Here is a 15,697-nt window from a genome sequence, read left to right on the forward strand (position 1 = left end):
ACAACACGAAGAGGGCCCCACCGAAGTGGGACCCTCTCAGTGAACGGAACTCAGAGCGTCAGCTCTGGCCACCCGCGAGCTTCTCGCGAAGCGCGGCCAGGGCCTCGTCGGAGGCCAGGGCGCCCGCGGCCGGAGCCGAGCCGCCGGTGGACGACGAGGACGGAGGAGTCTCACCGGAGTAGGTGGACGGGCCTGCGGCCTCCGCCTCCTCCGCGCGAGCCTTCTCGACCTGCGACTTGTGGGCCTCGAAGCGGGTCTGGGCCTCGGCGTACTGCCGCTCCCACTCCTCGCGCTGCTTCTCGAAGCCCTCGAGCCACTCGCCCGTCTCGGGGTCGAACCCGTCGGGGTAGATGTAGTTGCCCTGCTCGTCGTAGGTCGCCGCCATGCCGTACAGCGTGGGGTCGAACTCGACGTCGGCACCGATCGCGCCCTCGTTCGCCTGCTTCAGCGACAGCGAGATGCGACGGCGGTCGAGGTCGATGTCGATGATCTTCACGAAGATCTCGTCGCCGACCTGGACGACCTGCTCCGGGATCTCCACGTGGCGCTCGGCCAGCTCGGAGATGTGGACCAGGCCCTCGATGCCCTCCTCGACGCGGACGAACGCACCGAACGGCACCAGCTTGGTGACGCGCCCGGGAACGACCTGCCCGATCTGGTGGGTGCGGGCGAACTGCTGCCAGGGGTCCTCCTGCGTCGCCTTGAGCGACAGGGAGACCCGCTCGCGCTCCATGTCCACGTCGAGAACCTCGACGGTGACCTCCTGGCCCACTTCGACGACCTCGGAGGGGTGGTCGATGTGCTTCCAGGAAAGCTCGGAGACGTGCACGAGACCGTCGACGCCGCCGAGGTCCACGAACGCACCGAAGTTGACGATCGAGGAGACGACGCCCTTGCGGACCTGGCCCTTCTGCAGGGTGTTGAGGAAGGTCTGGCGGACCTCGGACTGGGTCTGCTCGAGCCAGGCGCGCCGGGAGAGAACCACGTTGTTGCGGTTCTTGTCCAGCTCTATGATCTTCGCCTCGAGCTCCCGGCCGACATACGGCTGAAGGTCGCGAACGCGCCGCATCTCGACCAGCGAAGCCGGAAGGAAGCCGCGCAGGCCGATGTCGAGGATGAGACCACCCTTGACGACCTCGATGACCGTGCCGGTGACGATGCCGTCCTCGTCCTTGATCTTCTCGATCGTGCCCCAGGCGCGCTCGTACTGCGCGCGCTTCTTGGAGAGGATCAGCCGGCCTTCCTTGTCCTCCTTCTGGAGGACCAGGGCCTCGACGTGCTCGCCGACCTCGACGACCTCGGCTGGGTCGACATCGTGCTTGATCGAGAGCTCGCGCGAGGGGATGACACCCTCGGTCTTGTAGCCGATGTCGAGCAAGACCTCGTCTCGATCGACCTTGACGACGGTGCCTTCGACGATGTCGCCGTCGTTGAAGTACTTGATGGTCTCGTCGATCGCGGCGAGGAAGGCCTCCTCGGAACCGATGTCGTTGACCGCTACCTGCGGGGTGCTCGAGGTGGCCTCAGTGCTGCTCGTCATGTGTGGAATTGCTCCGAACGCGGACAGATGTCGATGTGGCGGACGCGCGGCAGGCCTCTTTATCGCTCAAGCCGAGGATGGTCGGGATGACCCTTGGTCGACATGACCGAGCGCGAGCCCGCTCCGTCCGAGGCGCACGCGAGCCCACAGCGCAGCGATCAGCATATGAGAGTACGCGGGCGTGGTCAATCCGGCGCTCACCCGCACAACCCCGGAAGCCTTCAATAGGTGATCAACACCCCGTCGAGCTTTGCCAGGATCTTACCGCGAAATCGACTGGGGATGGAGACGTGTGACGGGTCCCCGTCCGAGGTGTATCGCCTATCAGGGTGCTTACGGAGCCACTCCAGCCAGTACTGCGAGCACCATTTCCGGCACTCCCCTTTTTTACCGTTCGACTGGATCCGCGGGACGTTGTACCGGTCGAAGTCCTTCGCGTAGGGCGAAATCGCGGGCTCGGCCCCGGCGAGGAAAACGGCGTCGAAATGATACGAGGTGCCGTCCCACTTCCCGTCGCGCGCGTTCGACCGCTTCTTGGGCCTGCTGCCGTACGGCAGGGCGAACGTCGCCGACCGGGGGGCGCCGAGCCGCTCCAGCAGCCGCTGCTGGCGCACGATCGACTCGGCGATCTTCTTCTTGGTCAGCCGGTAGAGGTCCGGATGGCCGAAGGTGTGGTTGGCGACCTCGAACCCGTGCTCGACCAGCCACGCCACGGCCGCCGCCTGCCGGGCGGTGTCGCGGAGCCCGAAGGGGTTGGCGTTGATCCAGAACGTCGCCACCGGGCGGAAGCCCGGGTGCCTGCTGGCGACGTCGTAGATGATCCGGACGACGGTGTCCTTTTTCGGCATGCCGTCGGTGTCGAGGGCGAAGTGCGAAGGATGGCCGTCGTCGAAGGTCAGCACGACCGGATGGGCGCCTGCCGGGATGTCGATGGCGCCCGCCACGAACTCGGCCGCGGTGATCGGCACGTAGCCGTCCTTGGCGAGCTTCTCCAGCTCCCCCCGGAGCTGCGAGGGGGTGCGGTCGATGGAGGCCAGCCGCTTCTTCATGATCCGGTGGTACATCAGCACCGGGACCATGCCCGCCTCGTTGGCCCCGACGTTCCTGGCCGACTCGGCCGTCGCCGTCACCGGAGGCGGCGCGGGCACCTCGGGCAGCGCGGTCTTCGGGGCAGGCTTCGCGGTGTGCTCGACGTTCGCGCCGTCGTGCCCGAGGGGCAGGACCAGCAGCGCCACGACGGCAACGATCATGACACCGATGTTCACGATGCCGATGACGTGTGTCAGGCCGGGTGTGCTGCGCACAAGTGGTCTCCTGGATCGGCGGCAGGTCGATTTTCGCCCTGGGATGGCCCATTCGGCCGCGTCCCGAGCCGCGTACACACCTATCATGTGTTGAAATTTGATCGTGAACTGGAGCCTGCGCGCCTGTGGCCGGCATGGCCATGTGACCTACGCCCCCACCGAGGAGGCGCTGCGGCGGCGCCTGCGTGCCGACACGGCCCTTGGAGAGGCCTGGCGCTGCCTGCGCTGCGGGGACTTCGCGCTCGGCGCGCCGCACGGCTCCGGCCCCGCGGAGGACGCTCCCATCGTGCTGCGCGGCAGGGCGCTGCGCGACGCCACGATCCTGCGGCTGCTCGCGGTGTTCCGGTGGGGCAAGGGGCTGCTGGTGCTGGCGGCGGCGTTCGGCATCTGGCGGTTCCGCGCCCATCAGGACGCGATCAGCAGGGCCTTCAACGAGGACGTGCCGCTGCTCCAGCCACTGGCCGACAAGCTCGGGTGGAACCTCGAGGAGTCGGGCGTGGTGCACACGCTGCGCACGGTCATCGGCGCGGAGACCAGGACCCTGACGTGGATCGTGCTCGGCCTGCTGGTCTTCGGGGCCCTGCTCATGACCGAGGGCGTCGGGCTGTGGCTGCTGCGGCGCTGGGGTGAGTACTTCGCGGTGGTCGCGACGTCGCTCTTCGTGCCGGTCGAGATCTACGAGATCGTGGAGAAGGTCACCTGGCTGCGCATCGTGATCCTGCTGATCAACCTCGCCGCCGTGCTGTACATCCTGCTGTCGAAGCGGCTGTTCGGGCTGCGGGGCGGGCATGCGGCGCACGAGGCCGAGCGGCACGAGACCAGCCTCCTGGAGGTCGAGACGGCCGCCCTTGAGACCTCACGCCCGGGACGCCACCACACCGCCACGGCCACCACCGACTGACCGGCCCGCCCCCGGGCCGTCACCACACCGCCACGACCACCACCGGCCGACCAGCCCGCCCCCGGGACGCCACCACACCGCCACGACCACCACCGGCCGACCGGCCCGCCCCCGGGATGTCGCCACCCCGCGACGGCCATCACCGGCCGCCCCCGGCGCGGGGGGCGGTGGCACGGCCTCAGTGGCCGGCGTCCTGCCAGGTGCGGCCGACGCCCACGGAGACGTCCAGGGGGACGCGCAGCTCGTACGCGGCGCACATCTGGGCCACGACCAGCTCGCGCAGCGGCTCCAGCTCGCCGGGGGCCACCTCGAAGACGAGCTCGTCGTGGACCTGAAGCAGCATGCGGGAGCGCAGCTCGCGCTCGCGCAGCGCCCGCTGGACGTTGAGCATCGCGACCTTGATGATGTCGGCCGCCGAGCCCTGGATGGGGGCGTTGAGCGCCATGCGCTCGGCCATCTCGCGGCGCTGGCGGTTGTCGCTGGTCAGGTCGGGCAGGTAGCGGCGGCGGCCGAGAATGGTCTCGGTGTAGCCGTCCTGCCGGGCCTGCGCGACGATGGTCGCGAGGTAGTCGCGGACGCCGCCGAACTCCTGGAAGTACTCGTCCTTGAGCGCGCGGGCCTCGGCGACGGGGATGCCGAGCTGGCCGGAGAGCCCGAAGTCGGACAGGCCGTACGCCAGGCCGTAGTTCATCGCCTTGATGCGTGCCCGCAGCTCGCCGTCGACCTGCTCGGGCGGGAGGTCGAACACCCGGGCGGCGGTCGCCTGGTGGAAGTCGTGCCCGGACTCGAACGCCGCGATCAGCGCCTCGTCGCGGGACAGGTGGGCCATGATGCGCAGCTCGATCTGGCTGTAGTCGGCGGTCAGCAGGCTCTCGTAGGCCTCGCCCACCATGAAGCCCTGCCGGATGCGGCGGCCCTCGGCGGTGCGGATGGGGATGTTCTGGAGGTTGGGCTTCTCGGAGGACAGGCGCCCGGTCGCCGCGATGATCTGGTTGTAGGTGGTGTGGATGCGCCCGTCGTCGCCGATCTCCTTGATCAGGCCCTCGACGGTGGTGCGCAGCCTGGTCTGGTCGCGGTGGCGCAGCAGGATCGTCGGCAGCTCGTTGTCGGTCTGCGTGGCGAGCGTCGCCAGGGCGTCGGCGTCGGTGGTGTAGCCGGTCTTGATCTTCTTGGTCTTCGGCAGCCCGAGCTTGACGAACAGGATCTCCTGGAGCTGCTTGGGCGAGCCCAGGTTGAACTGCTCGCCGACGACCCGATGGGCCTCCTCGACGGCCTGTTTCACCGCGGCGCCGAACTCCACCTCAAGGCCGGCGAAGTAGCCGTGGTCGGCGGCGATGCCGTCGCGCTCGAGCTCGGCGAGCACGCGCACCAGCGGGAGCTCGACCTCGCGCATCAGCCGGATGCCGCCCCGGGGCTCCAAGTGGGCCTCAAGGGCGTCGGCGAGCTCCAGCACGGCCTGGGCGCGGATGCCGAGCTCCTGGCCCTCGTCGTCGCCGGGGTCGTCGAACAGGGCGGCCTGGCCGTTCGTCTCGGTCTCGGCGCGCAGCTCGCGGTGGAGGTAGCGCAGCACGAGGTCGTCGAGGGGGAAGGACCGCTGCCCCGGCATCGCCAGATAGGCCGCCAGAGCCGTGTCACAGGTGAGCCCCTTGAGGTCGAGCCCCTGGGCCCACAGGGCCAGCAGCGGGCCCTTGGCGTCGTGCAGGGCCTTCGGCCTGGACTCGTCGGCGAGCCACCGGCTGAGCGCGCCCTCGTCGGCGGGGCTGAGGCCCACCAGGTCGATGAAGGCCGCGCGCCTGACCCCCTCGGCGTCGGCGGGGGCGGCGACGGCGATGCCGTCGAGCCTGCCCGTGCCACTGCCGTGGGTGCCCTTGACCGCCAGGCCGGCCCTGCCCTCGGGCATGGCGGCGAGCCACGGCTCGACCTCGTCGGGGCCGAGGGTCACGACCTCGACCTCGAACCCCTCCTCGGCCTCGGGCTCGGCGGTGCCGATGCTCTGGTAGAGCCGGTCGCGCAGCACGCGGAACTGCAGGGTGTCGAAGAGCTTGTGGATCTCGTCGCGGTCCCACTTGCCCATCTTGAGCTCGGCGACGTCGGCGTCGAGCGGCACGTCGCGCCGGAGCTCGGTGAGCTGGCGGTTGTGGATCACCTGGCCGAGGTGCTCGCGGAGCTTGTCGCCGACCTTGCCCTTCACCTCGTCGACCCGGGCGACCAGCTCGGTGAGCGAGCCGAACTCCTTGACCCACTTGGCGGCGGTCTTCTCGCCCACGCTCGGGATGTTGGGGAGGTTGTCGCTGGGGTCGCCGCGCAGGGCGGCGAAGTCGGGATACTGCTCGGGGGTCAGGCCGTACTTCTCGACGACGGCGGCGGGGTCGAAACGCGTCATGTCGCTGATGCCGCGGCGCGTCATCAGCAGCGTGATGCGGTCGTTCACGAGCTGGAGGGCGTCGCGGTCGCCGGTGACGATCAGCACGTCCATCTCCTGCCGGGCGGCCCGGTCGGCGAGCGTGGCGATCAGGTCGTCGGCCTCGAAGCCCGCGAGCGAGAGGTAGGGCACGCGGAGCGCGTCGAGCACCTCGAAGATCAGGCTGACCTGGCCGCGGAAGTCCTCAGGGGTCTCCTGGCGATTGGCTTTGTACTGCTCGTACGCCTCGTGGCGGAAGGTGGGCTCCGACCGGTCGAAGCAGACGACCACGTGACTCGGCCGCTCGTCACGAAGGACGTTGATCAGCATCGAGGTGAAGCCGTACACCGCCTCGGTGTGCTGGCCGTCGGTCGTGGTGAGGTTCGCGTCCTTCAACGCGTAGAACGCGCGGTACGCGAGCGAGTGCCCGTCCAGGAGAAGCAGGCGGTCGCGTGCGGGGGTCGGTTCCTTCTTCGGCACACCCGCAGCCTAGTCTCCATGTACGACAGAACACCCCGCGCTGTGCAACTGGAGGCGTCCCCTTGACCATGGCGAACCCCGAGGATCTTCCCCGCCTCGAAACGTTGGGCGGCGACTACAAGGGCACCCTGATCGCCACCATGGGCATCGAGTTCATCGAGGTCACGGCCGAACGGGTCGTGGCCAGGATGCCGGTCGCGGGCAACACCCAGCCGTACGGCATTCTCCACGGAGGCGCCTCCTGCGTGCTCGCCGAGACCATCGGGTCCACCGGCGCGGCCCTGCAGGCCGGTGAGGGCCGGCAGGCGGTCGGCATCGAGATCAACGCCACCCACCACCGGTCGGTGACCTCGGGTCACGTCACCGGCGTCGCCACCCGCGTGCACGGCGGCCGCAGCCTCGCGACGTACGACATCGAGATCACCGACGAGGAGGGCCGCCGCGTCTGCACCTCGCGACTCACCTGCATGCTTCGTGACGCCACGTGATTTTTGGTCTTTATCGGACCACGATTTGCGACTCTCTTTGCACGTGGGCCTCATAGCTCGCTAGCGTGGTGACGCCAGAGCCCGTGGGTGGTCGAGTAGACAACGTGTGCGGCCGGGGAAGCCCTACATGGCCCCAAAGATCACCCGCGGGCTCGCTTTGCCTTCCAGCCCCTGAAACGGCCCGATCCCCGCGGGCCAGGGGCCGGCGGGGATCGGTGCGCGACTTCAGACCGCCGGCGGCGAGGCGGCCGAGGCCTCGTCCTCCCCGGGCGTGCCGTCTTCCTCCGTGTGGGTCGGGTCCAGCACCCTCTTGAGGAACGTGCGCGTGCGTGCGTGCTGCGGGTCGCCGATCACCTGGTCCGGCGGGCCCTCCTCGACGATCACCCCGCCGTCCATGAACACCACGCGGTCGGCCACCTCCCGCGCGAAGCTCATCTCGTGGGTGACCACCAGCATCGTCATGCCGTCGCGCGCGAGCTTGCGCATGACCGACAGCACGTCGCCCACCAGCTCGGGGTCGAGCGCGGAGGTGGGCTCGTCGAACAGCATGAGCGCCGGGTCCATGGCGAGGGCCCGGGCGATCGCGACCCGCTGCTGCTGGCCGCCGGAGAGCTGCGGCGGGAAGGCGTCGCACTTGGCACCGACGCCGACCTTTTCGAGGTTCTCGCGCGCGATGCGCTCGGCCTCGGCCTTGCCCCGCTTGAGCACCCGACGCTGGGCGATCATGACGTTCTGCAGCACCGACATGTGCGGGAACAGGTTGAACGACTGGAAGACCATGCCGAGCCTGCGCCGCGCCGCGTCGATGTCGACGTCCGGATCGGTCAGCTCGACGCCGCCCACGGTCACGCTGCCCTTGCTGGGCTCTTCGAGCAGGTTGACGCAGCGAAGCAGCGTCGACTTGCCCGATCCCGAGGGGCCGATGACACAGACGACCTGGCCCTCGTCGACGGTGAAGTCGATGCCCTTGAGCACCTCCAGGTCGCCGAACGACTTGTGCAGGTCCTTGATCTCGACCGCGTGCGTCACCGGGGTCACCGTCCCTTCGCCTGACGGTTTTCGAGGCGTCCCGCGAGGTAGCCGAGCGGGATCGTGACGAGCAGGTACGTCAGGCCGACCACCAGGATCGGGGTGGCGTTGCTGGTCGTCGAGGCGAGGTCGTTGCCGAACTTCGTCAGCTCGACGTACTCGCCGCTCACGCCGAGGAACAGCACCAGCGAGGAGTCCTTGAGCAGCGACACGAACTGGTTGGTCGTCGGCGGGATGACGATGCGGATGGCCTGCGGGATGACCACCGAGATCATCGCCCGCGAGTGCGACATGCCGAGCGACCGCGCCGCCTCGCTCTGCCCCTTCGGGACGGCCTGCAGGCCCGCCCGGAGTGTCTCCGCCATGTACGCCGAGCTGACGATCGTCAGGCCGAGGACGCCCTGCCCGTACGTCCCTCCCGGGATCTGGAACCCGGAGAGCGCCAGCGGCAGGAAGAGGATGAACAGGAAGATCAGCAGCGCCGGAAGCCCGCGGAAGATCTCGATGTAGATGGTCGCGATCCAGCGGTACGGCCGTACGGACGACATCCGCATCAGAGCCAGCAGGAGGCCGCCGATCGATCCGAGAACGAAGCCGCCGACGGTGTAGATGATCGTGTTCTTGAGCGCGACCGTGAACACGTCGGGGAGCGCCTGCTTCGCCACGTCCATCTTGGTGAAGTTCTCGGCGAGCCCCTGCCAGTTGGTCAGGAGGACGACGACGACGAGCGCTGCCACCAGGATGACGTACTGGATGGCCCGGCTGATGCGCTGCCGCTTACGAGGGCTGAGCCTGGCCCTGCCGGGCGACTGCCCGGCAGGACCGGCGGGCCCGGCCGTCATGGGCTGATCGGTCATGGATCAGGTTCCGAGCTCGCCGGGCTTCTTGCCGAACCACTTGACGTAGATCTGCTCGTACGTGCCGTCGGTCTTGGCCTTGGCGATCTCCTCGTTGAGCACCTTGACCAGCGCGTCGTTGCCCTTCTTCAGGCCGATGCCGTACTGCTCACCGGTGTCGAGGCTCGCGATCAGCTCGAACTTGCTCGCGATCTCGGGCTTCTTCAGCCAGGTCAGCACGACGGGAAGGTCCTGGACGATCACGTCGGCCTGCCCGGACTGGAGGCCGAGCAGCTCCTTCGGGGAGTCCGCGAACTCGGTGGGGTTGAAACCCTTGCCCTTGACGTAGTCGAGGCCGGTCGTCGAGGCCTGCGCGCCGAGCTTGAGCCCCTTGGCCTTCACGTCGTCGAGCGACTTGGCGCCGGTGCCCTTCTTCGCGAGCAGCGCCTGCGTTGCGTCGAAATACGGGTCGGAGAAGAGGAGGTTCTTCTGCCGCTCAGGGGTGATCGTCATGCCCGCCGCGGCGACGTCGCACTTGCCGGCGTTCAGGGCCGCACCACTCTTGATCACCGCGAAGTCGATGTCCACGATGTCCTGTGTCACACCGAGCTTCTTGGCGGCGAGGTCGACGATGTCGACGTCGAACCCGACGGTCTTGTCACCCTCCTTGAACTGGAAGGGCTCATAGGGCAGGTTCGTGCACGTCGTCAGCTTGCCCGGGTGGATCAACTTGATCTCCGAGGCCGAGGCACTGCCGGCCGGGGCACTGGAGCTGGTCGCACTCGTATCCGATCCGCCACCGCAGGCGGAGAGAAGGAACGCGGCGCTGACGGCCAGCGCCCCGATCGAGGTCATACGGCGACGATTGGGCCAAAAGACCACAACGTCCTCCTCTTTAGCTGTATGTCGGAGTTAAGTTAAGTTACCGTAACCTTGGCCATGGTCCCGCACCTGGTCACCAGGGGTATTACCGGAATGAAACGATCGCACAACAGCTGCCGCATCCTGGCACTCCGGGCTGCGCCGCGCGTTATCGTGCGATCGTGCGAGCACCCCTTGTCGTGCTGGGCTTCACGGCTTTCGCCGCCATCTCGCTCTCCGGCTGTTCCGGCGGGCCCGCCAAGGCCACCCCGAGCCCTTCGCCCACGTACGTGATCCCCGCCGAGGCCGCGCGCCCCGACGAGACCGTGATCACGGCGAAGCCGGTGGTCGACGGCCAGATGCGGTTCCGCGTCCTCGGATTTCGCGACGGCATGCCGAGCATCTTCGGCAGCCACGCCGAGTGGAACGCCAAGGGCCAGTACGTCCGCGTGCGCGTCCTCATCGAGAGCACCGACCGCACCAACCAGAGGTTCGACGCCAAGCAGCAGCTGCTGGTGGCGTCCGACGGGCGCACCTTCCCCATCGACGACGCCGCCCAGACCACCAAGCGGCAGCCAGGCGAGCTGCCCGTCGGCAGCTTCGTCCGGATGGAGTTCGACCTCTGGTACGACGTGCCCAAGGACGTCAGGGTGACCAAGATCAGATTCTTCGCCGATCCGCCCCTGGGTGCCATCGGTCCCTCCAAAGGCGTCGACGTCCCGCTGCGCTGACCCGCCGGAGCGACGGGCCGGCTTCGGGAGAAGCGGCCCGGCCGGGATCCGAGCCCCGGCCGGGTGAATGCTCGACACCTCCCGGCGCTCAGTGCGCGCCGAGCTCCCCTCCGAGGTACGCCTCGCGCACCTGGGGGTCGTTGAGGAGGTCTGCCGCCGGGGCGGACTTCACCACCTTGCCGGTCTCCAGCACGTACGCCCGGTGGGCGAGCTGGAGGGCCTGCTGGGCGTTCTGCTCCACCAGCAGCACGGTGGTCCCCCGGTTGTTGATCTCCTTGATGATCGAGAAGATCTGGGCGACCAGAAGCGGCGCGAGGCCCATCGAGGGCTCGTCGAGCAGCAGCACCTTCGGCTTGCTCATCAGCGCCCGGCCGATGGCCACCATCTGCTGCTCACCGCCCGACATCGTGCCGCCGGCCTGGTTCTTGCGCTCGGCCAGCCTCGGGAACAGCTCGAAGACCTCGTCGAGGTCCTTGGTGAGGTCGCCCTTGCGGGTGTAGGCGCCCATCAGAAGGTTCTCTGTGACGGTCATGCCGGGGAAGACGCCACGGCCCTCGGGGGACTGGCCGATGCCGGCCATCACCCGCCGGTGCCCGGGGAGCTTGCTGATGTCCTTGCCGTCGAAGACGACGGTGCCGGACGTCAGCGGCCGAAGACCGGAGATGGTCTTCATGGTCGTGGTCTTGCCCGCCCCGTTGGCCCCGATGAGGGTGACGATCTCACCCTCGTCGACCTCCAGCGAGACGCCCTTGATGGCCTCGATCTTGCCGTAGTGGACGTGGATGTCCTTGATCTCAAGAAGCATCTGCGGGAGCCCCCAAGTACGCCTCGATGACCCTCGGGTCGTTCTGCACCTCTGCGGGGAGACCGTCGGCGATCTTCTGACCGAAGTCGAGCACCGAGATGCGGTCGCTGATGCCCATGACCAGCGCCATGTCGTGCTCGATCAGCAGGACCGTGCGCCCGGCGTCGCGGATCTTGCGGATCAGGCCCTGGAGGGACTCCTTCTCCGCGGGGTTCATGCCCGCCGCCGGCTCGTCCAGCAGGAGGAGCTTGGGCTTGGTGGCGAGCGCGCGCGCGATCTCCAGCCGCCGCTGGTCACCGTAGGGGAGGTTCTTGGCCGTCTCCTCGGCGCGGTGGCCGATGCCCACGAACTCCAGGAGCTCGCGGGCCAGCGCCTTGCCGTCACGCTCCTCGTTGCGGTGCCACGGCAGGCCGAGCGCCGTGCTGAACATGCCGGCGCGGTGGTGGGCGTCGGCTCCCACCATGACGTTCTCCATCGCGGACATGTTGTGGAACAGCCGGATGTTCTGGAACGTGCGTGCGACGCCCCGCTTGGTGACCTTGAACCGCTTCATGCCGTCGATGCGGTCGCCGTCGAACAGCACCTGGCCGGACGTCGGGCGGTAGACGCCGGTGACGACGTTGAACACCGTCGTCTTGCCCGCGCCATTCGGCCCGATGAGAGCGAAGATCTCGCCCTCGTTGATCGTCAGCTCGACCTCGCGCAGCGCGACGACGCCGCCGAACTGCATCTTGACCTTCTGCAGCTGCAGAAGCGGACGCGGATCGCTCATTTGGCTGCTCCCTCGGCTGCGGGCTGGGACTCCGGACCCGGAACCTCGGCGCCCAAGCTGCCCATGCCTCCCGTGCCCTCGGCGAGCTCCGCTTTTCGGCGGCGCGACGGCAGCAGGCCCTCCGGCCGGAAGATCATCAGGGCGACCAGCGCGGCGCCGAACACCATGGTGCGGTACTCCGACAGGCCGCGGAACCGCTCGGGCAGCCAGGCGACGAGGAACGCGCCCAGGATGACGCCCGGGATGTTGCCGGAACCGCCGAGCACGACCGCCGCGAGGATGGTGGCGGACAGCATGAACAGGAAGTCGTTCGGGTTGATCGAGATCGTCTTGCCGGCCCAGACGACTCCCATGGCCCCGCCGATCGAGGCGCCGATCGCGAAGGCCAGGAGCTTGAACTTGAAGGTCGGCACGCCCATGACCTCGGCGGCGTCCTCGTCCTCGCGGATGGCCGCCCACGCGCGCCCGACCCGGCTCTTCTCCCACCGCTTCACGAAGATGATGATCGCGGTGGCGACCACGACCAGCAGGTAGTAGTAGGGCCGAGGGTCCAGCACGCCGTAGTGGAAGATCTGGACCCCGAAGACCTCGATGCCGTCGATGCTCGGCGGGTGCGGGATGCCCGCGATGCCGCGGGGGCCGCCGATGGCGTCGGTGTTCTCGGCCGTCTGGCGGACGATCTCTCCGAAGCCGAGCGTGACGATCGCCAGGTAGTCACCGCGAAGGCGCAGCGTCGGCCCGCCGAGCACCACGCCCGACAGCGCCGACAGCAGGACGCCGACGATCAGGATCTCCCAGAAGTTCAGGCCGAGCCTGGTGCCGAGCAGCGCCATGGAGTAGCCGCCGATGGCGAAGAACGCGACGAACCCGAGGTCGAGCAGACCGGCCTGGCCCACGACCACGTTGAGGCCGATCGCGAGGACCACGTACGTCCCGATGGGGAAGAACAGGACGCTGGCCCAGTCGCTGTAGGGCGACATGAAGTGGCCGAAGGACTCCGAGGGCAGCAGCAGCGCGATCACGAACAGCGCGACGTAGATGACCCAGCGCTGCCACACGGGGGCGCTCGCCCACCGGTCGCGGATGCCGTCGAGGAAGGCCGAGAAGGCGTTCCTGCGGGTGGTGATCGTGGAGTTCGTGCTCATGCGCGTGCCTGCTGGAGTGATTCACCGAGGATGCCGGTGGGCCGGAACATCAGGACCAGGACGAGAACCGTGAACGCGATGACATCCTTCCATCCCGAGCCGAAGACGGCGGCACCGTAGTTCTCGATGAGACCGAGGAACAGGCCGCCGACCAGCGCTCCGCGTAGGTTGCCGATGCCCCCGAGCACCGCGGCCGTGAAGGCCTTGATGCCGAGCAGGAAGCCGATGGAGAACTTGGTGACCTCGAACTGGAGCACGAACAGCGCGCCCGCGATGCCCGCCATGAGGCCACCGATGAGGAACGTCATCCGCACGATCTTGTCGATGTCCACGCCCATGAGGACCGCGGTCTGCGGGTCCTGGGAGGTCGCGCGGATGCCGCGCCCGATCTTCGTGCGGTTCACCAGCAGGTCCAGCAGGACCATCATGCCGATCGCCGCCACGAAGATCAGGACCTGGTCGACCCGGATCTGCGCGCCGCCGATCGTGAAGAGCGTGTCCTTCTGCATGATGCGGGCCACACCCATCTGGTTGCGGCCCTGCTGCGGACGGTTGAACACGTGCGGGATGATCACCAGGGCGAAGAGCTCCTGGAGGAAGAGAGAGGCGCCGATGGCCGAGATGAGCGCGGCCAGGCGGGATGCGCCGCGCTTTCGCAACGGGCGGTAGGCGATACGTTCGAGCAGCATGGCGGAGCCCGCGGAGGCGAAGCCTCCGACGAGCACCATCAGGAGCAGGCCGCCGACGAGGGCGAGCCCGGTCAGCGGCTGGGTGATGCCGAGGGTCATCACCACGAACGCCGACGCCATGGTGCCGATCATGAACACTTCGGAGTGCGCGAAGTTGATGAGGCGCAACACGCCGTAGACCATCGTGTAGCCGAGGGCGACGAGGCCGTAGATCGAGCCCAGGATGAGGCCGTCGATCGTGTACGGCCAGAAGGAGCCGAGGAGGTTATCGAACACTGGGTGGTTTCGCTTTCAGGGAAGCCTGCAGGCGACAACGGGCGGGGGCGGGATCGCCGCGGCGTTCCCGCCCCCTCACTACTGTGACTATCGTCCGTCAGCCGAGCTTGGCCGTCGTCGTGTCGCCGAGCAGGCCGATCTGGCCGTCCTTGACTTCGTACATGTAGATCGACTTCGCGGAGGGCTCACCGTTCGGGTCGAACTTGATGTGCTTGGAGATGCCGTCGAAGTCCGACTTGCCGACCGCCTCGTTGATCGCGTCGGCCGTGGTCGCCCCGGCCCCGATCGCCTTGGTGAACGTCGTCATGGCGTCGTAGCCCTCGGTGGCGTAGATCAGCGGGTCGGCGCCGAACTTCGCCTTGTAGTCCGTGGCGAACTTCTTGACCTTCTCGTCGGTCTCCGCGGCGGTCGGGATGCGGCAGGGGCAGCCGATGAGCGCGCCCTCGGCCTGCGGAGCTCCGGCGCTCTCGATGATGCCCTTGTCGAGCGAGCCGTCGGCCGAGAAGAACTTGGCCGTGACGCCCTTGTCCCTGAGCTGCTTGAGCAGCTTGCCCGCGGCGGCGTAGTAGCCACCGAAGAAGAGGGCGTCCGGCTTGGCCGACGCCACCTTGTTGACCGTCGAGGAGTAGTCGGCGGCGTTCGGGTCGAGAGCGTCGTCGGTGACCGTGGCGCTCTTGGCCTTGAGCTGGGTGCGGACCGCGTCACCGAGGCCCTTGCCGTACTCGGACTTGTCGTCGACGACGAAGACGTTCTTGGCCGCCGCGGCGCCCACGATGAAGTCGGCGATGGCCGGGCCCTGGACACCGTCGTTCGGGACGACACGGTGCCAGTACTTCCAGCCGTTCTCGGCCAGGGCGACGGCGGTGGCCGAGGCGGAGATGCTGGGGATCTTCGCCTCTTCGAGCAACGGGCCGACCTGCTTGGACTCGCCGGAGAAGGCGGGGCCGACGAGCGCGACGACCTTGTCCGTCTTGATCGCCTGCTGCGCCAGGCTCACGGCGGTGGTGGGGTCCGCCTTGCTGTCGTACTTGATCATCTCAATCTTGACCTTGGGGTTGGTCGCGTTGTACTCGTCGACAGCAAGCTGGGCGCCGTTACTCGGCGGGATGACGATCCCGGAGTTCTCACCCGACAGGTCGCCCATAAAGCCGATCTTCAGCGTGGTCGGCGCGGCGGAGTCGCCACCCTCCGACGACGACCCTGAGTCACTGCCACAAGCAGCGAGACCAACGGTAAGTGCCACACCGACGGCGAGCACGCCCCCGAGGCGAGCAATCTTGGGCCGCAAGGTTGCCTTCCTTTCGCCTGATCCACGTAGGGATCGGGTCCACAGAACCACCCTGGCGGTCTGGCCAGGGCTCGTTGACGGCATTACACCCAGCTCAAGTCACAGGTCGGTACAGAGTCACATCACGTTACCGCTTCGTTATCACACCGGT

Annotated in this window: 14 protein-coding genes; 3 read left to right on the forward strand and 11 right to left on the reverse strand. The window is 68.0% G+C overall.

Features of this window, described 5'->3' with window-relative positions; genetic code table 11:
- Positions 1–58: 58 nt before the first annotated feature.
- Together rpsA and ACOZ38_RS30420 are read right to left on the reverse strand one after the other, a co-directional pair.
- Positions 59–1,540 (reverse strand): 30S ribosomal protein S1, encoded by a 1,482-nt coding sequence (gene rpsA, locus ACOZ38_RS30415; RefSeq protein ID WP_405151550.1) that lies wholly within the window; start codon positions 1,538–1,540, stop codon positions 59–61.
- Between the two features lie 221 nt (positions 1,541–1,761).
- The gene (locus tag ACOZ38_RS30420) at positions 1,762–2,844 is read right to left on the reverse strand and encodes a polysaccharide deacetylase family protein (protein WP_424534568.1); all 1,083 of its coding nucleotides are present in this window, start codon (positions 2,842–2,844) and stop codon (positions 1,762–1,764) included.
- Positions 2,845–2,947: 103 nt separating this feature from the next.
- Between ACOZ38_RS30420 and ACOZ38_RS30425 the strand changes: the two genes are divergently transcribed.
- Entirely contained in the window at positions 2,948–3,745 is a 798-nt protein-coding gene (locus ACOZ38_RS30425; RefSeq protein ID WP_405151553.1) for a DUF2127 domain-containing protein, read from the forward strand.
- 178 nt (positions 3,746–3,923) lie between these two features.
- Here the strand turns inward: ACOZ38_RS30425 and polA are convergent, their stop codons facing one another.
- Positions 3,924–6,626, reverse strand: a complete 2,703-nt coding sequence (gene polA, locus ACOZ38_RS30430; protein ID WP_405151555.1) for a DNA polymerase I — start codon at positions 6,624–6,626, stop codon at positions 3,924–3,926.
- Between the two features lie 68 nt (positions 6,627–6,694).
- On the opposite strand from polA, the gene ACOZ38_RS30435 reads away from it, so the two are divergent.
- Complete coding sequence (locus ACOZ38_RS30435) at positions 6,695–7,114, forward strand: PaaI family thioesterase (protein WP_424537110.1); 420 nt, start codon at positions 6,695–6,697, stop codon at positions 7,112–7,114.
- Positions 7,115–7,339: 225 nt separating this feature from the next.
- Here ACOZ38_RS30435 and ACOZ38_RS30440 read toward each other — a convergent pair whose 3' ends face one another.
- Genes ACOZ38_RS30440 through ACOZ38_RS30450 form a run of 3 tightly spaced genes read right to left on the reverse strand, consistent with a single transcriptional unit; the run spans position 7,340 to position 9,834 of the window.
- Positions 7,340–8,143 (reverse strand): amino acid ABC transporter ATP-binding protein, encoded by an 804-nt coding sequence (locus ACOZ38_RS30440; protein ID WP_424534569.1) that lies wholly within the window; start codon positions 8,141–8,143, stop codon positions 7,340–7,342.
- Between the two features lie 5 nt (positions 8,144–8,148).
- Entirely contained in the window at positions 8,149–9,000 is an 852-nt protein-coding gene (locus ACOZ38_RS30445; RefSeq protein ID WP_424534570.1) for an amino acid ABC transporter permease, read from the reverse strand.
- A gap of 3 nt (positions 9,001–9,003) precedes the next feature.
- Positions 9,004–9,834 (reverse strand): ABC transporter substrate-binding protein, encoded by an 831-nt coding sequence (locus tag ACOZ38_RS30450; RefSeq protein ID WP_424534571.1) that lies wholly within the window; start codon positions 9,832–9,834, stop codon positions 9,004–9,006.
- A 188-nt stretch (positions 9,835–10,022) separates the two neighbouring features.
- Between ACOZ38_RS30450 and ACOZ38_RS30455 the strand changes: the two genes are divergently transcribed.
- A complete protein-coding gene (locus ACOZ38_RS30455) occupies positions 10,023–10,571 on the forward strand; it encodes a DUF4352 domain-containing protein (protein ID WP_405151561.1) in 549 nt (182 codons plus the stop codon).
- Positions 10,572–10,659: 88 nt separating this feature from the next.
- Here ACOZ38_RS30455 and ACOZ38_RS30460 read toward each other — a convergent pair whose 3' ends face one another.
- The 5 genes from ACOZ38_RS30460 to ACOZ38_RS30480 all read right to left on the reverse strand — a co-directional run bounded on the left by ACOZ38_RS30460 (position 10,660) and on the right by ACOZ38_RS30480 (position 15,597).
- A complete protein-coding gene (locus ACOZ38_RS30460) occupies positions 10,660–11,376 on the reverse strand; it encodes an ABC transporter ATP-binding protein (RefSeq protein ID WP_424534572.1) in 717 nt (238 codons plus the stop codon).
- Positions 11,366–12,148, reverse strand: a complete 783-nt coding sequence (locus ACOZ38_RS30465) for an ABC transporter ATP-binding protein (protein ID WP_424534573.1) — start codon at positions 12,146–12,148, stop codon at positions 11,366–11,368. The genes ACOZ38_RS30460 and ACOZ38_RS30465 overlap by 11 nt, the downstream gene beginning before the upstream one ends.
- The gene (locus ACOZ38_RS30470; protein ID WP_424534574.1) at positions 12,145–13,293 is read right to left on the reverse strand and encodes a branched-chain amino acid ABC transporter permease; all 1,149 of its coding nucleotides are present in this window, start codon (positions 13,291–13,293) and stop codon (positions 12,145–12,147) included. Before ACOZ38_RS30470 ends, ACOZ38_RS30465 begins: the two co-directional genes overlap by 4 nt.
- The gene (locus tag ACOZ38_RS30475) at positions 13,290–14,165 is read right to left on the reverse strand and encodes a branched-chain amino acid ABC transporter permease (RefSeq protein ID WP_424537111.1); all 876 of its coding nucleotides are present in this window, start codon (positions 14,163–14,165) and stop codon (positions 13,290–13,292) included. The genes ACOZ38_RS30470 and ACOZ38_RS30475 overlap by 4 nt, the downstream gene beginning before the upstream one ends.
- Before the next feature lie 190 nt (positions 14,166–14,355).
- Positions 14,356–15,597 carry a branched-chain amino acid ABC transporter substrate-binding protein gene (locus ACOZ38_RS30480; RefSeq protein ID WP_424534575.1) on the reverse strand — a complete coding sequence of 414 codons (1,242 nt, stop codon included), beginning with the start codon at positions 15,595–15,597 and terminating at the stop codon, positions 14,356–14,358.
- Positions 15,598–15,697: the final 100 nt, after the last annotated feature.

Source organism: Sphaerisporangium viridialbum (assembly GCF_049674955.1).
Classification (GTDB): Bacteria; Actinomycetota; Actinomycetes; order Streptosporangiales; family Streptosporangiaceae; genus Sphaerisporangium; species Sphaerisporangium viridialbum.

What these genes read in the sequence shown, in the direction of transcription:
- rpsA (WP_405151550.1), bottom strand. Translation starts at nt 1,540, where the DNA reads ATGACGAGCAGCACTGAGGCCACCTCGAGCACCCCGCAGGTAGCGGTC.
- ACOZ38_RS30435 (WP_424537110.1), top strand. Translation starts at nt 6,695, where the DNA reads ATGGCGAACCCCGAGGATCTTCCCCGCCTCGAAACGTTGGGCGGCGAC.
- ACOZ38_RS30445 (WP_424534570.1), bottom strand. Translation starts at nt 9,000, where the DNA reads ATGACCGATCAGCCCATGACGGCCGGGCCCGCCGGTCCTGCCGGGCAG.
- ACOZ38_RS30450 (WP_424534571.1), bottom strand. Translation starts at nt 9,834, where the DNA reads ATGACCTCGATCGGGGCGCTGGCCGTCAGCGCCGCGTTCCTTCTCTCC.
- ACOZ38_RS30460 (WP_424534572.1), bottom strand. Translation starts at nt 11,376, where the DNA reads ATGCTTCTTGAGATCAAGGACATCCACGTCCACTACGGCAAGATCGAG.
- ACOZ38_RS30465 (WP_424534573.1), bottom strand. Translation starts at nt 12,148, where the DNA reads ATGAGCGATCCGCGTCCGCTTCTGCAGCTGCAGAAGGTCAAGATGCAG.
- ACOZ38_RS30470 (WP_424534574.1), bottom strand. Translation starts at nt 13,293, where the DNA reads ATGAGCACGAACTCCACGATCACCACCCGCAGGAACGCCTTCTCGGCC.
- ACOZ38_RS30475 (WP_424537111.1), bottom strand. Translation starts at nt 14,165, where the DNA reads ATGGTCTACGGCGTGTTGCGCCTCATCAACTTCGCGCACTCCGAAGTG.